Origin of the sequence: Rahnella sp. PD12R (assembly GCF_019200965.1) — a bacterium.
Taxonomy (GTDB): domain Bacteria; phylum Pseudomonadota; class Gammaproteobacteria; order Enterobacterales; family Enterobacteriaceae; genus Rahnella; species Rahnella laticis.
On record NZ_JAHTMS010000019.1, the window covers coordinates 20,461 to 37,840 of the forward strand.

The 17,380-nt window shown below is 52.0% G+C and carries 17 protein-coding genes; 6 read left to right on the plus strand and 11 right to left on the minus strand.

Features of this window, described 5'->3' with window-relative positions:
* Positions 1-24 precede the first annotated feature (24 nt).
* From cdsA to rpsB, 7 genes are all read right to left on the minus strand, one after another.
* Positions 25-873 carry a phosphatidate cytidylyltransferase gene (gene cdsA / locus KWG64_RS24250; protein WP_218523379.1) on the minus strand — a complete coding sequence of 283 codons (849 nt, stop codon included), beginning with the start codon at positions 871-873 and terminating at the stop codon, positions 25-27.
* Positions 874-882: 9 nt separating this feature from the next.
* Positions 883-1,641: a (2E,6E)-farnesyl-diphosphate-specific ditrans,polycis-undecaprenyl-diphosphate synthase gene (ispU, locus tag KWG64_RS24255; RefSeq protein WP_095923213.1), complete on the minus strand. Its 759-nt coding sequence runs from the start codon at positions 1,639-1,641 to the stop codon at positions 883-885.
* Positions 1,642-1,926: 285 nt separating this feature from the next.
* Positions 1,927-3,123, minus strand: coding sequence for a 1-deoxy-D-xylulose-5-phosphate reductoisomerase (gene ispC / locus KWG64_RS24260; protein WP_218523380.1), 1,197 nt, complete (start codon positions 3,121-3,123; stop codon positions 1,927-1,929).
* Positions 3,124-3,281: 158 nt separating this feature from the next.
* A complete protein-coding gene (gene frr / locus KWG64_RS24265; RefSeq protein ID WP_218523381.1) occupies positions 3,282-3,839 on the minus strand; it encodes a ribosome recycling factor in 558 nt (185 codons plus the stop codon).
* Positions 3,840-3,947: 108 nt separating this feature from the next.
* On the minus strand, positions 3,948-4,679 hold the full coding sequence (pyrH, locus tag KWG64_RS24270) for a UMP kinase (protein WP_101079218.1): 732 nt from the start codon (positions 4,677-4,679) through the stop codon (positions 3,948-3,950).
* A 158-nt stretch (positions 4,680-4,837) separates the two neighbouring features.
* Positions 4,838-5,689, minus strand: coding sequence for a translation elongation factor Ts (gene tsf / locus KWG64_RS24275; protein ID WP_152326523.1), 852 nt, complete (start codon positions 5,687-5,689; stop codon positions 4,838-4,840).
* 147 nt (positions 5,690-5,836) lie between these two features.
* Positions 5,837-6,562 (minus strand): 30S ribosomal protein S2, encoded by a 726-nt coding sequence (gene rpsB / locus KWG64_RS24280; RefSeq protein WP_152326522.1) that lies wholly within the window; start codon positions 6,560-6,562, stop codon positions 5,837-5,839.
* Positions 6,563-6,930: 368 nt separating this feature from the next.
* On the opposite strand from rpsB, the gene map reads away from it, so the two are divergent.
* The 4 genes from map to KWG64_RS24300 all read left to right on the plus strand — a co-directional run bounded on the left by map (position 6,931) and on the right by KWG64_RS24300 (position 11,920).
* Positions 6,931-7,722, plus strand: coding sequence for a type I methionyl aminopeptidase (gene map / locus KWG64_RS24285; protein WP_152326521.1), 792 nt, complete (start codon positions 6,931-6,933; stop codon positions 7,720-7,722).
* Positions 7,723-7,818: 96 nt separating this feature from the next.
* The gene (glnD, locus tag KWG64_RS24290) at positions 7,819-10,509 is read left to right on the plus strand and encodes a bifunctional uridylyltransferase/uridylyl-removing protein GlnD (RefSeq protein WP_218523382.1); all 2,691 of its coding nucleotides are present in this window, start codon (positions 7,819-7,821) and stop codon (positions 10,507-10,509) included.
* Between the two features lie 46 nt (positions 10,510-10,555).
* Complete coding sequence (gene dapD, locus KWG64_RS24295; protein WP_152326519.1) at positions 10,556-11,380, plus strand: 2,3,4,5-tetrahydropyridine-2,6-dicarboxylate N-succinyltransferase; 825 nt, start codon at positions 10,556-10,558, stop codon at positions 11,378-11,380.
* 150 nt (positions 11,381-11,530) lie between these two features.
* Positions 11,531-11,920: a DUF3461 family protein gene (locus KWG64_RS24300; RefSeq protein ID WP_056781756.1), complete on the plus strand. Its 390-nt coding sequence runs from the start codon at positions 11,531-11,533 to the stop codon at positions 11,918-11,920.
* A 108-nt stretch (positions 11,921-12,028) separates the two neighbouring features.
* Here the strand turns inward: KWG64_RS24300 and KWG64_RS24305 are convergent, their stop codons facing one another.
* Genes KWG64_RS24305 through KWG64_RS24315 form a run of 3 tightly spaced genes read right to left on the minus strand, consistent with a single transcriptional unit; the run spans position 12,029 to position 13,603 of the window.
* Complete coding sequence (locus tag KWG64_RS24305; RefSeq protein WP_195825528.1) at positions 12,029-12,478, minus strand: flavodoxin; 450 nt, start codon at positions 12,476-12,478, stop codon at positions 12,029-12,031.
* 29 nt (positions 12,479-12,507) lie between these two features.
* A complete protein-coding gene (truC, locus tag KWG64_RS24310) occupies positions 12,508-13,287 on the minus strand; it encodes a tRNA pseudouridine(65) synthase TruC (RefSeq protein WP_218523383.1) in 780 nt (259 codons plus the stop codon).
* 1 nt (position 13,288) lies between these two features.
* On the minus strand, positions 13,289-13,603 hold the full coding sequence (locus KWG64_RS24315; RefSeq protein WP_152326517.1) for a YqcC family protein: 315 nt from the start codon (positions 13,601-13,603) through the stop codon (positions 13,289-13,291).
* A 187-nt stretch (positions 13,604-13,790) separates the two neighbouring features.
* Here KWG64_RS24315 and KWG64_RS24320 point away from each other — a divergent pair, with 187 nt between their 5' ends.
* On the plus strand, positions 13,791-15,029 hold the full coding sequence (locus tag KWG64_RS24320; RefSeq protein ID WP_195825526.1) for an MFS transporter: 1,239 nt from the start codon (positions 13,791-13,793) through the stop codon (positions 15,027-15,029).
* Between the two features lie 676 nt (positions 15,030-15,705).
* On the opposite strand, the gene syd is transcribed toward KWG64_RS24320, so the two are convergent.
* Positions 15,706-16,257, minus strand: coding sequence for a SecY-interacting protein (gene syd / locus KWG64_RS24325; protein WP_218523384.1), 552 nt, complete (start codon positions 16,255-16,257; stop codon positions 15,706-15,708).
* Between the two features lie 79 nt (positions 16,258-16,336).
* Here syd and queF point away from each other — a divergent pair, with 79 nt between their 5' ends.
* Positions 16,337-17,182, plus strand: a complete 846-nt coding sequence (gene queF / locus KWG64_RS24330) for an NADPH-dependent 7-cyano-7-deazaguanine reductase QueF (RefSeq protein ID WP_218523385.1) — start codon at positions 16,337-16,339, stop codon at positions 17,180-17,182.
* The last annotated feature ends 198 nt before the right edge of the window (positions 17,183-17,380 follow it).

Below are 17,380 nucleotides of genomic sequence, written 5' to 3' on the forward strand. Positions count from 1 at the left end.
AGAAAACTTCACCGTCTGCGACGGTTAATACACTAACAGCATCAGACAGGCGAATACAGGAACCGCAGCAGTCAGGCTGTCAATGCGATCCAATATTCCGCCATGACCCGGGATCATATGACCACTGTCTTTGATTCCGGCTTCACGCTTGAACATACTTTCCGTCAGGTCGCCCAGCACAGAAGCCAGAGCAGCAACCACAGAACAAATCAATAACGTTGCTGGCTGCACGCTCAAAGGTGCATACCGGCCAAACAACCATGCAATCAGGGCAGATGTCACCAGCCCACCGATAAACCCTTCCCAGGTTTTCCCCGGAGAAACTTTTGGTGCCAGCTTATGCTTACCGAACAACTTGCCAAACAGGTAAGCACCGGAATCTGCGCCCCAGACCAGCAGCATGACATATAACAGCCACCACGCGCCTGTGTGAGGATTCTCAGCATAACCGTACTGACGCAACGCAACCATGCCCCAGAAGAACGGCACAATCGTCAGTACGCCAAACAGCACACGTAATACGCGTGAATGACGCCAGAATGCAGCGGAAGCCGGATACGCAACAACCAGAATTAACGCCAGACACCACCACGCCAGCGCTGCCCACAGCGAGCCGCTAACCTGTGGTAAGTAAACACTCTGATGATAAGCCGGAATGCTCAACATCATAGCGGCTAACAGAAAACCACACAGTATCGCCAGCCAGATACGCTGACTACGGGTTGCAAGCCCGGCGAGCTGCCCCCACTCCCACGCGGCCAGCATGCACACCACTAAGGTGACAATGGCGAAACCCACCGGCGGCAGCAAAAAGAGTGCTGCAATAACAATCGGTATTAAAATCAAAGCTGTGATAATGCGATACTTCAGCAAATGTTCTCCCTAGGACGCATCGGCGCCGATAGGTGTAGTCCCCCCGAAGCGGCGCTCTCGCTGTGCAAACGCGGTCAGCGCACCTTCAAAGGTGTTTTCATCAAAATCAGGCCAGAGGACATCGGTAAAGTAGAGCTCCGCATAGGCAATCTGCCACAGCAAAAAGTTACTGATCCGATGTTCCCCACCGGTTCTGATCACCAAATCGACGGGTGCCAGTTCGCTCATACAGACCGCTGAATTCAGCAACTCTTCTGTAATCTGCTCTGCCCGCAATGTACCGGCTTCAACCTGCCCGGCCAGCGTCTTCACGCCCTGAATAATATCCCACCGGCCACCGTAATTTGCAGCGATGTTCAGGGTCAGACCGTCGTTATTTTGAGTAAGTGTTTCTGAACGACGAATGCGTTCCTGCAGACGAGCACTAAAACGACTGACATCGCCAATGATCCGCAACCTGACATTATGTTTATGCAGGCTTTTAACTTCGCTGTCTAACGCACGAACGAACAGCTCCATCAAGGCGGAAACTTCCTGAGCCGGACGATTCCAGTTTTCACTGCTAAAGGCATAAAGCGTGAGCGCATCAAGGTGATGACTGGCAGCAAAGCTTACCGCTTTACGCACTGACTTCACTCCCGCTTTATGACCGAATACCCTCATTTTACCCTGACGTTTTGCCCAGCGTCCGTTGCCGTCCATGATAATGGCAACATGGCGAGGTTGAGAGCAACACATATCAGACATCTGTTGATTTTCGAGGGACATAACGCGTACTCATTTCCTTTTATCAGAACACAACGGCTTTCCAGCTGACATAAGCCTGATATGGCTCACGCTACAACGTTTAGCTGACGCTGCACCTTTTACCGAGGGTGCGGCAACACGCGCAAAAAAGCCGTGTCTCCCTTACAGGCACGGCTTACACTGACAGATCACCGATTCCACCTTTAACATTCAGGCTCAGAAAAGCCAAATCTACTGTCAGTGTGGCGCAGACTATACCATTTCAATGTGGCGCTAACAAACTGCTGCATAAGCACTAAACCGGTCTTATCGCGCAAACTGAGGAAGTTTATCCTTTGCCGATGCACGTGCGCGAGCATCAATCTCCAACACTTCCTCAACAGACGTCGGTTCGGCGCTCACTAACTGCTCCATAACCTGACGATTCAGTGAAGCAATGTCAGTAAAACGAATCTCGCCATTCAGAAAAGCCGCCACTGAGATTTCATTCGCTGCATTCAGCGTGGTAGTGGCTGCCTGCCCGGTATTGCTGGCTTCAATAGCAAGCTGAAGGCAAGGATAACGCGCGTAATCCGGATCACTAAACGTCAGTGCGCCCATCTTACAAAAATCCAGTGCTTCAACGTCAGTCGTCACACGGCGGGGATACGCCATGGCATGCGCAATAGGCGTTCGCATATCCGGTGAGCCCAGCTGAGCCAGTACGCTGCCGTCACGATAGCGAACCATAGAATGGATAACCGACTGCGGATGGATAATCACTTCCATTTCGGCGGCTGACGCATTAAACAGCCAGCGCGCTTCAATATATTCCAGCCCTTTGTTCATCATCGTGGCAGAGTCGACAGAAATCTTGCGTCCCATTGACCAGTTCGGATGAGCGCATGCCTGATCCGGTGTCACGCGGCTGAATTGGTCTAAAGGCAATTCGCGGAATGGTCCGCCGGACCCGGTCAGTACAATGCGGGAAATCCCATGTTCTTCAAGTGAAGCATAGCCCAGTTGTCTCTGAACGGATTCAGGCAAACTCTGGAAAATCGCATTGTGTTCGCTGTCGATAGGTAAGAGCTGAGACTGATTCTGACGCACGGCATCCATGAAAATACGGCCGCAGGTCACCAGAGATTCTTTATTTGCCAGAAGAACTTGTTTGCCCGCACGAACGGCAGACAACGTCGGTAACAGCCCTGCCGCGCCGACAATGGCAGACATGACCTGATCGACATCATCCAGCGCCGCCAGTTCGATGGCCGCGTCCGGGCCAGACAGGACTTCGGTATTGATTCCCTGCTCCGACAAGATTGCCCGCAATTTGCGCGCAGAAGACTCATCCGCCATCGACGCATAGGCCGGACGAAACTCCAGACATTGCTGCGCCATAACGTCGACATTGCGGCCCGCAACCAGAGCCTTAACAGAGAACGCGTCAGGGTTAGACCGGACAACGGAAAGCGTGCTGGTGCCGACAGATCCTGTCGAACCAAGAATAGTCATTTGTTTCATGAAAATGCCCGGGATAACGCTCGTAAATTCGGAAAGTGCACAGTCTGAAACCTCTTATCGGGCTTGTCCATGAGATTGTGCAGATAGATAAAATAATTGGAGGCCACTTAAAAACAAAGCGCCGCAATTGCGGCGCTTTGTGAGAGACATAAGCCGGATTAGAAATCCATCAGCTCAGTTTCTTTTTCAGCTAACGCAACGTCGATTTTCTTGATGAAAATGTCAGTCAGTTTCTGAATATCGTCCTGAGAACGGCGATCTTCATCTTCGCTGATTTCTTTATCTTTCAGGAGTGCTTTGGTTTTGTCGTTAGCGTCGCGACGGACGTTACGCACAGAAACACGGCCCTGCTCTGCTTCGCCACGAACAACTTTGATCAGGTCTTTACGACGCTCTTCAGTCAGTGCTGGCAATGGAACACGGATAGTTGCGCCCGCAGAAGATGGGTTCAGACCCAAATCGGATGTCATGATCGCTTTTTCCACAGCCGCGCTGATAGAGCGGTCGAATACGGAAATAGCCAAAGTACGGGAATCTTCAACCGTTACCTGAGCCAGCTGGCGCAGTGGTGTAGATGAACCATAGTAATCGACCATGATGCCATCCAGGATGCCTGGAGAAGCACGACCGGTACGGATTTTGCTGATATGCGTTTTGAATGATTCAACGCATTTATCCATGCGAATTTCAGCGTCTTTTTTGATTTCGTTAATCACGTTGTGAACCCTTGAAAGCTGTTTACCTGGCAGACCATAACATCAGTATAGTCCGTGAATACTTATGCCAGCACAGGCTGGCTGAACGGTATGTTCAATTGTGAAGGATCACTCCGCGTTAGAAATCAGCGTCCCTTCATTTTCACCCATCACCACACGGCGCAGTGCGCCCGGTTTGTTCATGTTGAAAACACGAATTGGCAGATTGTGATCGCGGGCCAGTGTAAACGCCGCCAGATCCATCACTTTCAATTCCTGTTCCAGCACTTCCTGATAGGTCAATTTTTCGTACAGTGTCGCTTCCGGATTTTTCACCGGGTCGGCGGAATAAACACCGTCGACTTTGGTGGCTTTTAATACCACATCAGCTTCGATTTCGATACCACGCAGGCATGCTGCTGAGTCAGTGGTAAAGAAAGGATTGCCGGTACCGGCGGAAAAAATCACCACGCGGTTATGACGCAACAGGCTGATCGCTTCAGCCCAGCTGTAATTATCACAAACACCGTTCAAAGGGATTGCGGACATCAAACGTGCGTTAACATAAGCACGGTGTAACGCGTCACGCATCGCCAGACCATTCATGACAGTCGCCAGCATACCCATATGGTCGCCTACAACACGATTCATGCCAGCCTGCGCCAGACCCGCACCGCGGAACAAGTTACCGCCGCCGATCACAACGCCTACCTGAATGCCGAGTTCGACCAGCTCTTTCACTTCCTGAGCCATACGATCTAATACACTCGCGTCGATACCAAAACCTTCACTGCCCTGCAGGGCTTCGCCACTGAGTTTGAGCAGGATACGCTGATAAACGGGTTTCGCATTGGTAGCCATGGTGTCTGTCCTAGAAGCAATGTGTCTTAATGGATAGTCGGTCTTTACATCATAGCGTTGTCTGAATGACCACACGCACAATGTAATGGGAATTTGGGGCTGGATAAAACGGAACCGCCCTTTCGCAGCGGTTCCATTTTAGGTGTATCAGATACTGATTAAGACTGTTTAGTCATCGCTGCAACTTCAGCAGCAAAGTCAGTCTCAACTTTCACGATACCTTCGCCCACTTCGAAGCGGATGAAGTTAACAACGTCAGCGTTGTGCTCTTTCAGAACCTGGCCCACAGTTTTGCTTGGGTCGATTACGAAAGGCTGACCAGTCAGAGAAACTTCGCCGGTGAATTTCTTCATGCGGCCTTCAACCATTTTCTCTGCGATTTCTTTAGGCTTGCCAGACTGCATAGCGATGTCCAGCTGTACCTGGTACTCTTTTTCAACAACTTCAGCAGACACGTCTTCTGGTTTAACAAATTCAGGCTTGCTTGCAGCAACGTGCATAGCGATTTGTTTAACCAGATCTTCGTCAGCGCCTTTAGCTGCGATCAGAACACCGATACGTGCGCCGTGCAGGTAGCTACCCAACACTTCGCCTTCCAGGGAAGAAACGCGACGAATGTTGATGTTTTCACCGATTTTTGCGACCAGAGCAACACGCTCTTCTTCGAATTGTGCTTTCAGCACTTCAACGTCGGTGATTTTGCCTGCAACCGCAGCGTCCAATACTTTGTCAGCGAAAGCCTGGAAACCACCATCTTTAGCAACAAAGTCAGTCTGGCAGTTAACTTCCAGAATCACACCGTAGTTGCCTTCGATTTTGGTTTTGATCACGCCGTCAGCAGCTACGTTGCCTGCTTTTTTCGCCGCTTTGATCGCGCCAGATTTACGCATGTTTTCAATTGCCAGCTCGATGTCGCCGTTAGCTTCAACCAGAGCTTTCTTACAATCCATCATGCCAGCGCCAGTACGTTCGCGCAGTTCTTTTACCAGGGCAGCGGTAATATCAGCCATTGTATTTTCCTCGATTATCTCAGTGCAAAAAGGCTTTTTGCGGTGAGATATTTCTCGCATTTAAGATAAGCAAAGGGGGCCAATAAAGGCCCCCTAACCAACATATTTCAATACCTGGTTAATAAGGGCTCTGCTGAGCTTGCCTTATTATTCAGCTTCTACGAAGCTTTCTTCTGCCTGAACAGCCAGATCTTGCGAACGGCCTTCACGGACAGTAGCAGCAACAGCGCTCAGGTACAGATTTACTGCACGGATTGCGTCATCGTTACCTGGGATAACAAAGTCAACGCCATCCGGATCGGAGTTGGTATCAACAATGGAGAATACCGGGATACCCAGGTTGTTAGCTTCTTTGATTGCAATGTGTTCGTGATCAGCGTCGACAACGAACAGAGCATCAGGAAGACCACCCATATCCTTGATACCACCCAGGCTGTTTTCCAGCTTAGCCAATTCGCGAGTACGCATCAGCGCCTCTTTCTTGGTCAGCTTCTCGAAAGTACCGTCCTGAGACTGAACTTCCAGATCTTTCAAACGTTTGATGGACTGACGAACAGTTTTCCAGTTAGTCAGCATGCCGCCCAACCAGCGATGGTTCACGAAGAACTGGTCGCAGTTGTGTGCAGCTTCTTTTACCGCTTCGCTTGCTGCGCGTTTAGTACCAACGAACAGGATTTTGCCTTTACGGGCAGAAATCTTCTGCAACTCAGCCAGAGCTTCGTTGAACATTGGAACAGTTTTTTCCAGGTTGATGATGTGAACCTTGTTACGTGCGCCGAAGATGAATGGCTTCATTTTCGGGTTCCAGTAACGGGTTTGGTGACCGAAGTGAACACCAGCCTGGAGCATGTCGCGCATGGAAACAGTTGCCATGATAAAACCTCTATTAAGTAGTTGGGGTTATGCCTCCACGTATCCCATAACACCGACCCTGCAGAACGAATTCCCAGAGCACCCCGGCGAATGTGTCGATACGTGTGTGTTATTACTTACGTTAATAAGTACACAATGAGTGATTTTGGCTTTAATCCCTCAGCGTCGTTAAGACTCAGAGCGGATTGCCGGCGCGCTTTATACCATAAATAACGACCCGGCAGCAACTTTTGTTCACCGGATTACTTCCCGGAAAATGATAGTTTGGCAGGTAATATCAGGGCTGATACCATAAGCCACAGCTAATTATTGACGACATCGGTGCAGAAATAAAGCACACCCGATGTACAGAACCTGCAGGATTACTCATGGCAATTTCAATCAAAACCCCGGAAGATATCGAAAAAATGCGCGTCGCTGGCCGTCTGGCTGCGGAAGTGCTGGAAATCATTGAGCCTTACGTTAAACCGGGCGTCAGCACCGGCGAGCTCGACCGGATTTGTTCCGATCACATCGTCAACAAACAACATGCCATTTCTGCCTGCCTGGATTACCACGGCTTCCCGAAATCGGTCTGCATTTCTATCAACGAAGTGGTCTGCCACGGTATCCCGAGCGAAGACAAAATCCTTAAAGATGGCGACATCGTCAATATCGACGTCACTGTCATTAAAGACGGTTTCCACGGCGATACCTCTAAGATGTTCATCGCAGGCAAACCGACTATTCTTGGCGAACGTCTATGCCGTATCACGCAGGAAAGCCTGTACATTGCCCTGCGCATGATCAAGCCGGGCATCCGCCTGCGCACGCTGGGTAAAGAGATCCAGAAATTCGTGGAAGCGGAGAAATTCTCCGTGGTGCGCGAATATTGCGGTCACGGTATCGGCGAAGGTTTCCACGAAGAACCTCAGGTTCTGCATTACGATGCGGATGACGGTGGCGTTGTGTTACAGGCCGGTATGGCTTTCACCGTTGAACCGATGGTCAATGCTGGTGATTACCGTATCCGCACCATGAAAGACGGCTGGACAGTAAAAACTAAAGATCGCAGCTTGTCGGCTCAGTACGAGCATACTATTGTGGTGACAGATAACGGTTGTGAAATTATGACGCTGCGTAAGGATGACACCATCCCGGCTATCCTGACGCACGACTAACAGTTCCCCGCTCGGCGCAGAGGGGTTAAATCTGTCAATCAAACCGGCGAAAGCCGGTTTTTTTATCCTTAACGTGTAGGAATAGGCTGCGCATCTATGATTGAAAACTTCTCTGCTGAAAAGAGCCTGCTGCCGCAAACGACGCAGGAACTCACCCGCGCTTTCCCGCCACAGCCTGTTACCCCTTCCGCCTATCCGGATGACGACTTAAACCGTCAGAGCCTCAAGCAACACATGGAACAGTTTCAGGTCTGGCTGGCAGAAGCTTTCAATGCCGGACAGCGCGCCGAAGAACTGGTCGATGCACGCACGCATTATATCGACCAGCTGCTGCAACGCCTGTGGACGTTTTACGGCTTTGACAATATCCCGGAAACCGCAATGGTGGCCGTCGGTGGTTACGGGCGCGGCGAATTACACCCGCTGTCGGATATTGATGTACTGGTACTCAGCCAGAAGCGCCTCAACGATGAGCAGGCGCAACGCATTGGCGAGCTGATTACCCTGTTGTGGGACCTGAAGCTGGAAGTCGGTCACAGCGTGCGCACGCTGGAAGAATGTCTGCTGGAAGGGCTGGCCGATTTAACGGTCGCGACCAATCTGATCGAATCGCGCCTGATTTGCGGCGATGTCGCCCTGTTCCTCAATATGCAAAAACACATTTTCAGTGACGGTTTCTGGCCTTCGCCAAATTTCTTCCGCGCCAAAATTACCGAGCAAAATGAGCGTCATCAGCGCTATCACGGCACCAGCTACGGCCTGGAACCCGACATCAAAAGCAGCCCTGGCGGCCTGCGTGATATCCACACCATATTGTGGGTCGCCCGCCGCCACTTCGGGGCCACGTCGCTCGATGAAATGGTCGCCTTTGGCTTCCTGACGAAAGCGGAACGCAACGAACTTCTGGAATGCCAGAGTTTCCTGTGGCGCATCCGTTTTGCGCTGCATCTGGTGCTGCCGCGTTACGATAACCGCCTGCTTTTCGACAGACAGCAAAGTGTGGCGCAACTGCTGCAATATCAGGGCGAAGGCAACCAGCCCGTCGAACGCATGATGAAAGATTTTTACCGCATGACCCGCCGGGTTGGCGAACTGAATCAGATGTTATTGCAGCTGTTTGATGAGGCGATTCTGGCCATCGGGCCAAATGAAAAACCCCGTCCTCTGGATGAGAATTTCCAGCTGCGCGGTGATCTCATCGATCTGCGCGATGAATCACTGTTTGAGCATCGCCCGGAAACCATTATCAGCATGTTTCAGCTGATGGTTCGTCATCGCGAAATCAAAGGAATCTACTCCACCACGGTACGTTTGCTGCGCCATGCGCGCCGTCATCTGAAAGAACCGTTGTGCATGATCCCGCAGGCGCGTGAAACCTTTATGTCGATTCTGCGCCACCCCGGCGCCGTCTCGCGAGCGCTGGTGCCGATGCATCGCCACAGCGTTCTCTGGGCCTATATGCCGCAGTGGGGGCAAATCGTCGGACAGATGCAGTTTGACCTTTTCCACGCCTACACGGTTGATGAACACACCATTCGCGTTCTGCAAAAATTAGAAAGCTTCGCCCATGAAGAAACGCGGCCAAAACATCCGTTGTGCGTGGAATTATATCCGCGCCTTCCGCAGCCTGAATTGCTGCTGATCGCTGCCCTTTTCCACGATATCGCCAAAGGACGCGGCGGCGACCATTCCATTCTCGGCGCGCAGGACGTACTGGAGTTTGCCGAACTTCACGGCCTGAATTCGCGTGAAACACAGCTTGTTTCGTGGCTGGTGCGCTGCCATCTGCTGATGTCAGTCACCGCGCAACGCCGCGATATTCAGGATCCCAACGAAATCCAGCAATTCGCCGCCGAGATGCAGAGCGAGGTGCGTCTGCGTTATCTGGTCAGCCTGACCGTTGCCGATATCTGCGCGACAAACGAAACGCTGTGGAACAGCTGGAAACAGAGCCTGATACGTGAGCTGTATTTCGCCACCGAAAAACAGCTGCGCCGCGGCATGCAAAATACTCCGGACCTGCGCGAGCGCGTGCGTCATCACCGCTTGCAGGCGCTGGCGTTGCTGCGTATGGATAATATCGATGAGGAAGCGTTGCACCGCATATGGAGCCGCTGCCGCGCCGATTACTTCCTTCGCCATTCACCGAATCAGCTCGCATGGCACGCCAGACATTTACTTGAGCATGACTCCTCCAAACCGCTGGTTTTAGTCAGCCGTCAGGCCACGCGCGGCGGTACAGAGATATTCATCTGGAGCGCTGACCGCCCGTATCTGTTCGCCACGGTAGCCGGTGAGCTGGACAGACGTAATCTGAGCATCCACGACGCACAGATTTTCACTAACCGCGACGGCATGGCGATGGACACCTTTATCGTGCTGGAACCGGACGGCAGCCCGCTGGCGCAGGACAGGCACGAAGCCATCCGTTATGCGCTGGAACAATCGATGACGCAAGCTTATCAGCCGCCGCGTGCGCGACGCCCGTCACCGAAACTGCGCCATTTCAGCGTGCAGACCGAAGTCAGCTTCCTGCCGACACATACCGACCGCCGGACGTACATGGAACTGGTCGCGCTCGATCAGCCGGGTCTGCTGGCGCGCGTCGGGGAAGTCTTCTCAGACCTGGGGCTTTCGTTACATGGCGCGAGGATCTCGACCATCGGCGAGCGGGTAGAAGACTTATTTATTCTGGCAAACGGGGAGCGCCGTGCGCTGGATAAACAAACTCGCAAGGAAATCACACGCCGATTAACCGAGGCACTCAACCCGGGCGATAAAATGTGATACAAGTACCATTATCTTTTAAAACCAATTCAGGAAAGAGAACAGGATGCAGCAACTACAAACCGTTATTGAACAAGCCTTCGAACGCCGTGCGGACATCACCCCGGCAAACGTTGACAGCGTAACGCGCGACGCCGTAAACCAGGTTATCAACAAAATCGACAGCGGCGAATTGCGCGTTGCCGAGAAGATTGATGGCGAATGGGTAACGCATCAGTGGCTGAAGAAAGCGGTGCTGCTGTCCTTCAGAATCAACGACAACCAGGTTATGGAAGGTGGCGAAAGCCGTTACTTCGACAAAGTCCCGATGAAATTTGCAGACTACGACGAAGCCCGTTTCCAGCGTGAAGGTTTCCGCGTGGTGCCACCGGCGGCAGTCCGTAAAGGCGCGTTCATCGCCCGTAACACGGTTCTGATGCCTTCTTACGTCAACATCGGCGCATACGTTGATGAAGGCACCATGGTTGATACCTGGGCGACTGTCGGTTCTTGCGCGCAGATCGGTAAAAACGTTCACCTGTCCGGCGGCGTCGGCATCGGTGGCGTTCTGGAGCCACTTCAGGCTAACCCGACCATCATCGAAGACAACTGCTTCATCGGCGCGCGTTCAGAAATTGTTGAAGGCGTGATCGTTGAAGAAGGCTCTGTGATTTCCATGGGCGTTTACATCGGCCAGAGCACCAAAATTTACGACCGCGAAACCGGCGAAGTATTCTACGGCCGCGTCCCTGCGGGTTCCGTCGTGGTTTCCGGCAACCTGCCTTCTAAAGACGGTAAATACAGCCTGTACTGCGCCGTTATCGTGAAGAAAGTGGATGCGAAAACGCTGGGCAAAACAGGCCTGAATGAGTTGCTGCGCACCATCGAGTAAAATTAAAAAGCGGGTAATTGTTTTGAAAACAAAAAGATTACCCGCTATTTTTTTATCTTGCAGATGGCGAATTGTGTCATCAGTCAACGATTCGGACCGCTGTTCGGTTCATTATGATCAACAGATATTCTCCTAAACGAAGGTGGCGCTATGTATGACAATCTGAAAAGCCTGGGCATTAATAATCCCGACGATATTGATCGTTACAGCCTGCGTCAGGAGGCCAATAACGATATTCTGAAGATCTATTTCCGCAGAGACAAAGGCGAATTTTTTGCTAAAAGCGTGAAATTCAAATACCCGCGCCAGCGCAAAACGATCGTTGCCGATAATGCGGGTCAGGGTTATAAAGAAATTCATGAAATCAGCCCGAATCTGCGTTATGTCATTGATGAGCTGGATCAAATCTGTCAGCGCGATCAGGTAGAAGTGGATCTGAAACGTAAAATTCTTGATGACCTTCGTCACCTTGAATCCGTTGTGGCAAATAAGATTACTGAGATTGAATCCGATCTGGAAAAACTGACCAGCGGCCGCTGATTAATCACCGCCCGAACTGTCATAAAGCAAAAAGGTCAGGTTTTTAAACCTGACCTTTTTTATTGCCTTCCGCTGCGCTGCGCCGGACTGACTTATCTCAGCAATAACCTATTTCAGCAGCTGGCCCCATTTTTCGGCCCACGGAATTGCCAGGGTTTCCGGCTCAGCCGTTTCCATCGCATCGACTTCCAGCATTTCGCCAATCCGGGAAGCGCCCTGCTCTTGCAATAAATCATCCAGCTTATGACCGCCGCCACAGAAATGGTCGTAGCTGCTGTCGCCCAGCGCAATCATGCCGTAACGCAGCTCTGGCTGATAACCGACGGTATCGCGGATCGCGGCATAAAGCGGCGCGATGCTGTCAGGCAAATCGCCCTGACCGGTCGTCGACGTCACTACCAGCACGAAATGATGGCGGTAATACTGCCAGGCTTCCAGCGTGCCTTCTTCAAACAGTTTGACGTCATGCCCCTGGCTTTTGAGCACGGTTTCCGCTTCTTCCGCTACCAGTAACGCATTGCCGTACACCGTCCCGACAAAAATTCCGACTTCAGCCATGAGCTTCACTCCTGTGTGATCTTAACGTCTTAAATTTGTGCACTATCCTGACCGCAAGCGGGGTCAAACTCAACCCTTTCAAGCCCGGGGACTTTCCCCTGCCAGCCGAACTGCGTCACGACATTTTGCCAGCGGTGATCCCAGCGCGCCTGCAAACTGAGCAACTCACCCGTCACCGGATGCGGCAGTTGCATATGACTGGCGTGGAGCATCAGACCGGAACAGCCAAAATGTTCGGTCATCCCGCGATTTTGTTTTAAATCGCCGTGCGCGCTGTCGCCAATGATCGGATGACGTAAATGCGACATATGGCGGCGAAGCTGATGCTTACGCCCGGTTTCCGGCCGGAGTTCCACCAGGCTGTATCGGGCCGTATCGTAACGCCCGACGGCGACCGGCATTTCTACCTGCGCGAGCGAACGGTAATGGGTCACTGCGGGCTGCGGCGCTTTATCCGGATTCGTGAACTTATCGGCAATTTTATCCAGCTCTTCTGTCAGCGCGTAATCAAGCGTTCCGTCTTCAGTGAGATAACCGCGAACCACGGCGTGGTACACCTTGCTCATCTGCTGATTTTCAAACTGCTGAGACAACAGCCGCGCTACGTCGCTCGACAGCGCCAGCAGCAAAACGCCCGACGTCGGTTTATCCAGGCGATGAACGGTAAAAACATGCTGACCAATCTGATCGCGTAATGTTTGCATCACAAACACCGTTTCATGTCGGTCCAGCCAGCTGCGATGAACCAGCATACCCGCAGGTTTATTCACTGCGACCAGATGTTCGTCCTGATACAAAATTTCCAGCATGTCAGTCTTCTATATTGAGCAAGTCGTCGAGGCGTTGCAGCTGATTCAGCAACAGAGCTGCTTCAGGCATCGCTTCTTCAAAATAGGGGGTGATAGCAAAACGGGTAGGCAGCGGGGCTTCAGCGGCCAGCAACGCGTACATGCGAGGGATCAAAACCCATTGCAACCACTGATCAGCGGACATGGTATCCACCGAAAATGGCTCTTTGCTTTCAAAAGCTTCCGGTTCCGGCGGCGTGGCATGCCACAGCTTGTCGTTGCGCATCGCCTGTTCGATATCTTCTAAAATCTCGCGAACCTGTTTTTCTGTATTCATGGTTACTCTCTTCGTTCATGGCCCGGGCAGCTTCTGCCCGGGGCGCAAAGCATAACATTGAAGGCCGGATGCCCCAACCTTCTGCATCGTATCCAAATTATCAATCAATCTATAAGTTTTTCATGGTGGCGGTAAACGCCCGATACGGGCAAACTACCGCCACTTTTTTCTTCACAGATGTGTCAACATGTCCTCACAACATCCGCAAAAAGCACACGCTACGCCAGCCAAAGCCATGCTGGCTTCCGTCACGGGTTACGCCATGGACGGTTTCGATTTATTGATCCTCGGTTTCATGCTGCCCGCCATCGCCAGTGAATTCGGGTTAACGTCATCACAAAGTGGCTCGCTGGTCACCTGGACGCTGATTGGTGCCGTTCTCGGCGGCGTCATTTTCGGCCCGATAAGTGACCGCTTTGGCCGAATCCGCGTTCTGACATTTACCATTCTGATGTTCTCCGTCTTCACCGGCCTGTGCGCTTTTGCACAAGGTTACTGGGATTTACTCATTTACCGCACGCTGGCAGGCGTGGGTCTGGGCGGCGAATTTGGTATTGGTATGGCGTTAATTGCCGAAGCATGGCCGGTTGAAAAACGTAACCGCGCGTCGGCGTATGTCGGTATGGGCTGGCAGCTGGGCGTATTACTGGCGGCCTTCCTGACGCCGATGTTGCTCGGTATTATCGGCTGGCGTGGGATGTTCCTGGTCGGCCTGCTACCGGCGCTGGCTTCTTTCCTGATCCGCCGCACCATGGGCGAACCGGAAGCCTTTGTCAAAAACACAGCCACTGATAACAAGGGTTCGCTGCTGAGCCGCATCAGGTTGCTGTTTCGTGATAAAGCCACCACCAAAGCCAGCCTCGGCATTCTGATCCTCTGCTCCGTGCAAAATTTTGGCTATTACGGGCTGATGATCTGGATGCCCAGTTACCTGTCGAAAAACTTCGGTTTTTCCCTGACTAAATCCGGTTTATGGACGGCGGTCACGGTCGTGGGGATGACATTTGGGATCTGGCTGTTCGGCGTGTTGTCGGATCGTTTCCCGCGCTGGAAAATCTTCCTGATCTATCAGATTGGCGCGGTCATTATGGTGGTGTGTTACGCGCAGCTTTCTGACCCGACGCTGATGCTGTTTGCCGGCGCGGTGATGGGCATGTTCGTGAACGGGATGATTGGCGGCTACGGCGGACTGATTTCTGATTTGTATCCGGTACGCGTCAGGGCGACGGCGCAGAATTTGCTGTTCAATCTGGGACGCGGTGTGGGCGGTTTTGGCCCGCTGGTGATCGGCCTGCTGGTTTCACAGGTTTCTTTTACTGCCGCCATTAGCCTGCTGGCCGCCATTTACCTGCTGGATATCTTCGCCACGCTTTTCCTGCTGCCAAAAAAGCAAGGGCAGGATGACGTACTGGGTGCGATTGGCTGACGACAACGGATTCTCCTGTTCTGGCAGGAGCGTCATATAACGCGTGGGTTTAAAGCGCGTGAATTTGTAGCGGAAAAACAAAAAGTTGGGGGCACTGTTTTCACAGTGCCCCCGGTTCGTTTTATAGCAATCCAGCTACATTAGTGCTCCCTGCTCAATCCTTGAAAACTTTTCCTGCGGTTATCCTAACCGGCTGTCCTTCGCATCGTCCTACTTTCATCCTGACGGGCTATCCTAAGTCGTCCTGACTATAATCCCTTGGTCATCTGTGACCCGCTCAGCTTCCTTTGTGAGCTCTCTTCTCCGTCCTGGAGGTGTCCCTGGTTTCGTCCTGAAACATCCTGGCATAATCCGATGCCGTCCTGACTCTTCCTGAGCCGTCCCCTGCTTTATGAATCAGCCATCATCCTGATGTTCTGTTTCATGCTTCCTTTGTGCACGACTAGAATCGTCGATTTCGACCTTTGGAGCAAGACAGGGTGTAAGCCAAAACCAGGGAATGTGAGCCGTCTTACAGGTGATAAAAACATTATCCAACTGAAATAAAAGGATTTATCAAATAAACAGAGAGAGTAATTAAGTCAAATTAGCGAGATCTCTTACAGCCTTTGTGAGAGATCTCTCACACGCTTGTGAGCCATTTGAGCTCTGCGGGAATGGGGGATTCAGAACAACATCAGGCGGGGTAAACAGCGGTCAGCATTGTAAGGAATTCTGGCAGCGAAGGCGAGAGTATCGTTCTTTTTTTGCTGCCGAACTGTTCCAGAACAACATTTCCGGTCACATTGCACAAAGAAACCATATCCAGCTCGGAATCCGTGGTGGCCAGAAAAACCGTCGGCGTCAGTTTCAGGCGTTTTTGTGTGACCAGATGACCAATCAGATTCTCCTGCAAACGGGTAAAATCTTCCGGGCTCCAGACCTGAAGCAGCGTCATCGCATTGCCCTGCCAGCTGGCCGTCATATCACCGGCAAACTGCGTAGTGTAAAACGCATGTGCTTCCGGTCGCAGCTGCAGCTCCATCGCACGTTCCACATTTTCCAGCGTGGCCGCCGGGCTGAAAACCTGAGTCAGCCAGTAAACAACGTCATCATCGGTTTTCACCGCACAAGGGGAATCGACGCCAAACAGCGCTTCGCTGGAAGGCGGCATACCGGTCTCCTTCTGCCAGACATCGACATAACGCTGAGTAAATTCACGCAATGCTACAGAAACTTCAGACTCCATAATTCTCTCATCTTCAGGTAAGGCTGGGTTAAACTGGTGGCTATTCCCTATTGTACCTATCTCTAAGCAAGGTGACAGCATGTCCTCTTATCAGGATAACCCCGCACTGGCGCAACTGACGCTGGGCAAAAGCACGGCCTACGTCGATCATTACGACGCTTCTTTATTACAGGCGGTTCCGCGCAGCATGAACCGCGAACCGCTGGGCCTGTTCCCTGACAACCTGCCGTTCCAGGGCGCCGATATCTGGACGCTGTACGAGCTGTCGTGGCTCAACGCCAAAGGGTTACCACAGGTAGCCGTCGGTGAAATCAGCCTGAAAGCCGACAGCCAGAATCTGATCGAATCCAAAAGCTTTAAGCTCTACCTCAACAGCTTCAACCAGACCGTATTCCCTGACTGGCAGGCGGTACAGGAAACGTTAACACGGGATTTAAGCGCCTGCGCTCAGGGCGACGTCACGGTCACCGTCAGCCGTTTGTCCGACATCGAAGGCTCGCCGGTCGGGCACTTTGAAGGCACCTGCATTGACGACCAGGATATTGAAATCGACAGCTATGAATTCAGCACGGACTACCTTGCTGACGCCGCCGGTGAAGAAATTGTCGAAGAATCGCTGGTCAGCCACCTGCTGAAATCTAACTGCCTGATCACCCATCAGCCAGACTGGGGTTCCGTACAAATCCAGTATCGCGGCCCGAAAATTGATCGCGAAGCGCTGCTGCGCTATCTGGTTTCATTCCGCCATCACAATGAATTCCATGAACAATGCGTCGAACGCATCTTTAATGACATCCTGCGTTTTTGTCAGCCAGAAAAGCTGGCCGTCTACGCCCGCTATACACGACGCGGCGGTCTGGATATCAATCCCTGGAGATCTAACTTCCCGTTTGAGCCTGCAACGGCGAGGCTTGTCAGACAATAATGCGGGGCATTGCTCAAGAACTGAGCTAACGCTCTGTCAGCATTGGTAAAAGCCTGATGACAAGGTTACTGTTAATTCAGAGAGAGATTCCGGGTACTGCGTATCCGGCGTTCTCTCTGCTATCAGGCTAGTGTTTTTGTTTGTCTTTCGCGATGCGACGCAAAAAACGTGATCCGAAAAATCATGCGTAGCGGAACT

What these genes read in the sequence shown, in the direction of transcription:
- truC (WP_218523383.1), bottom strand. Translation starts at nt 13,287, where the DNA reads ATGCTGGAAATTTTGTATCAGGACGAACATCTGGTCGCAGTGAATAAA.
- KWG64_RS24320 (WP_195825526.1), top strand. Translation starts at nt 13,791, where the DNA reads ATGTCCTCACAACATCCGCAAAAAGCACACGCTACGCCAGCCAAAGCC.
- dapD (WP_152326519.1), top strand. Translation starts at nt 10,556, where the DNA reads ATGCAGCAACTACAAACCGTTATTGAACAAGCCTTCGAACGCCGTGCG.
- glnD (WP_218523382.1), top strand. Translation starts at nt 7,819, where the DNA reads ATGATTGAAAACTTCTCTGCTGAAAAGAGCCTGCTGCCGCAAACGACG.
- queF (WP_218523385.1), top strand. Translation starts at nt 16,337, where the DNA reads ATGTCCTCTTATCAGGATAACCCCGCACTGGCGCAACTGACGCTGGGC.
- KWG64_RS24300 (WP_056781756.1), top strand. Translation starts at nt 11,531, where the DNA reads ATGTATGACAATCTGAAAAGCCTGGGCATTAATAATCCCGACGATATT.
- syd (WP_218523384.1), bottom strand. Translation starts at nt 16,257, where the DNA reads ATGGAGTCTGAAGTTTCTGTAGCATTGCGTGAATTTACTCAGCGTTAT.
- KWG64_RS24305 (WP_195825528.1), bottom strand. Translation starts at nt 12,478, where the DNA reads ATGGCTGAAGTCGGAATTTTTGTCGGGACGGTGTACGGCAATGCGTTA.
- pyrH (WP_101079218.1), bottom strand. Translation starts at nt 4,679, where the DNA reads ATGGCTACCAATGCGAAACCCGTTTATCAGCGTATCCTGCTCAAACTC.
- KWG64_RS24315 (WP_152326517.1), bottom strand. Translation starts at nt 13,603, where the DNA reads ATGAATACAGAAAAACAGGTTCGCGAGATTTTAGAAGATATCGAACAG.
- tsf (WP_152326523.1), bottom strand. Translation starts at nt 5,689, where the DNA reads ATGGCTGATATTACCGCTGCCCTGGTAAAAGAACTGCGCGAACGTACT.
- ispC (WP_218523380.1), bottom strand. Translation starts at nt 3,123, where the DNA reads ATGAAACAAATGACTATTCTTGGTTCGACAGGATCTGTCGGCACCAGC.
- rpsB (WP_152326522.1), bottom strand. Translation starts at nt 6,562, where the DNA reads ATGGCAACTGTTTCCATGCGCGACATGCTCCAGGCTGGTGTTCACTTC.
- map (WP_152326521.1), top strand. Translation starts at nt 6,931, where the DNA reads ATGGCAATTTCAATCAAAACCCCGGAAGATATCGAAAAAATGCGCGTC.
- ispU (WP_095923213.1), bottom strand. Translation starts at nt 1,641, where the DNA reads ATGTCCCTCGAAAATCAACAGATGTCTGATATGTGTTGCTCTCAACCT.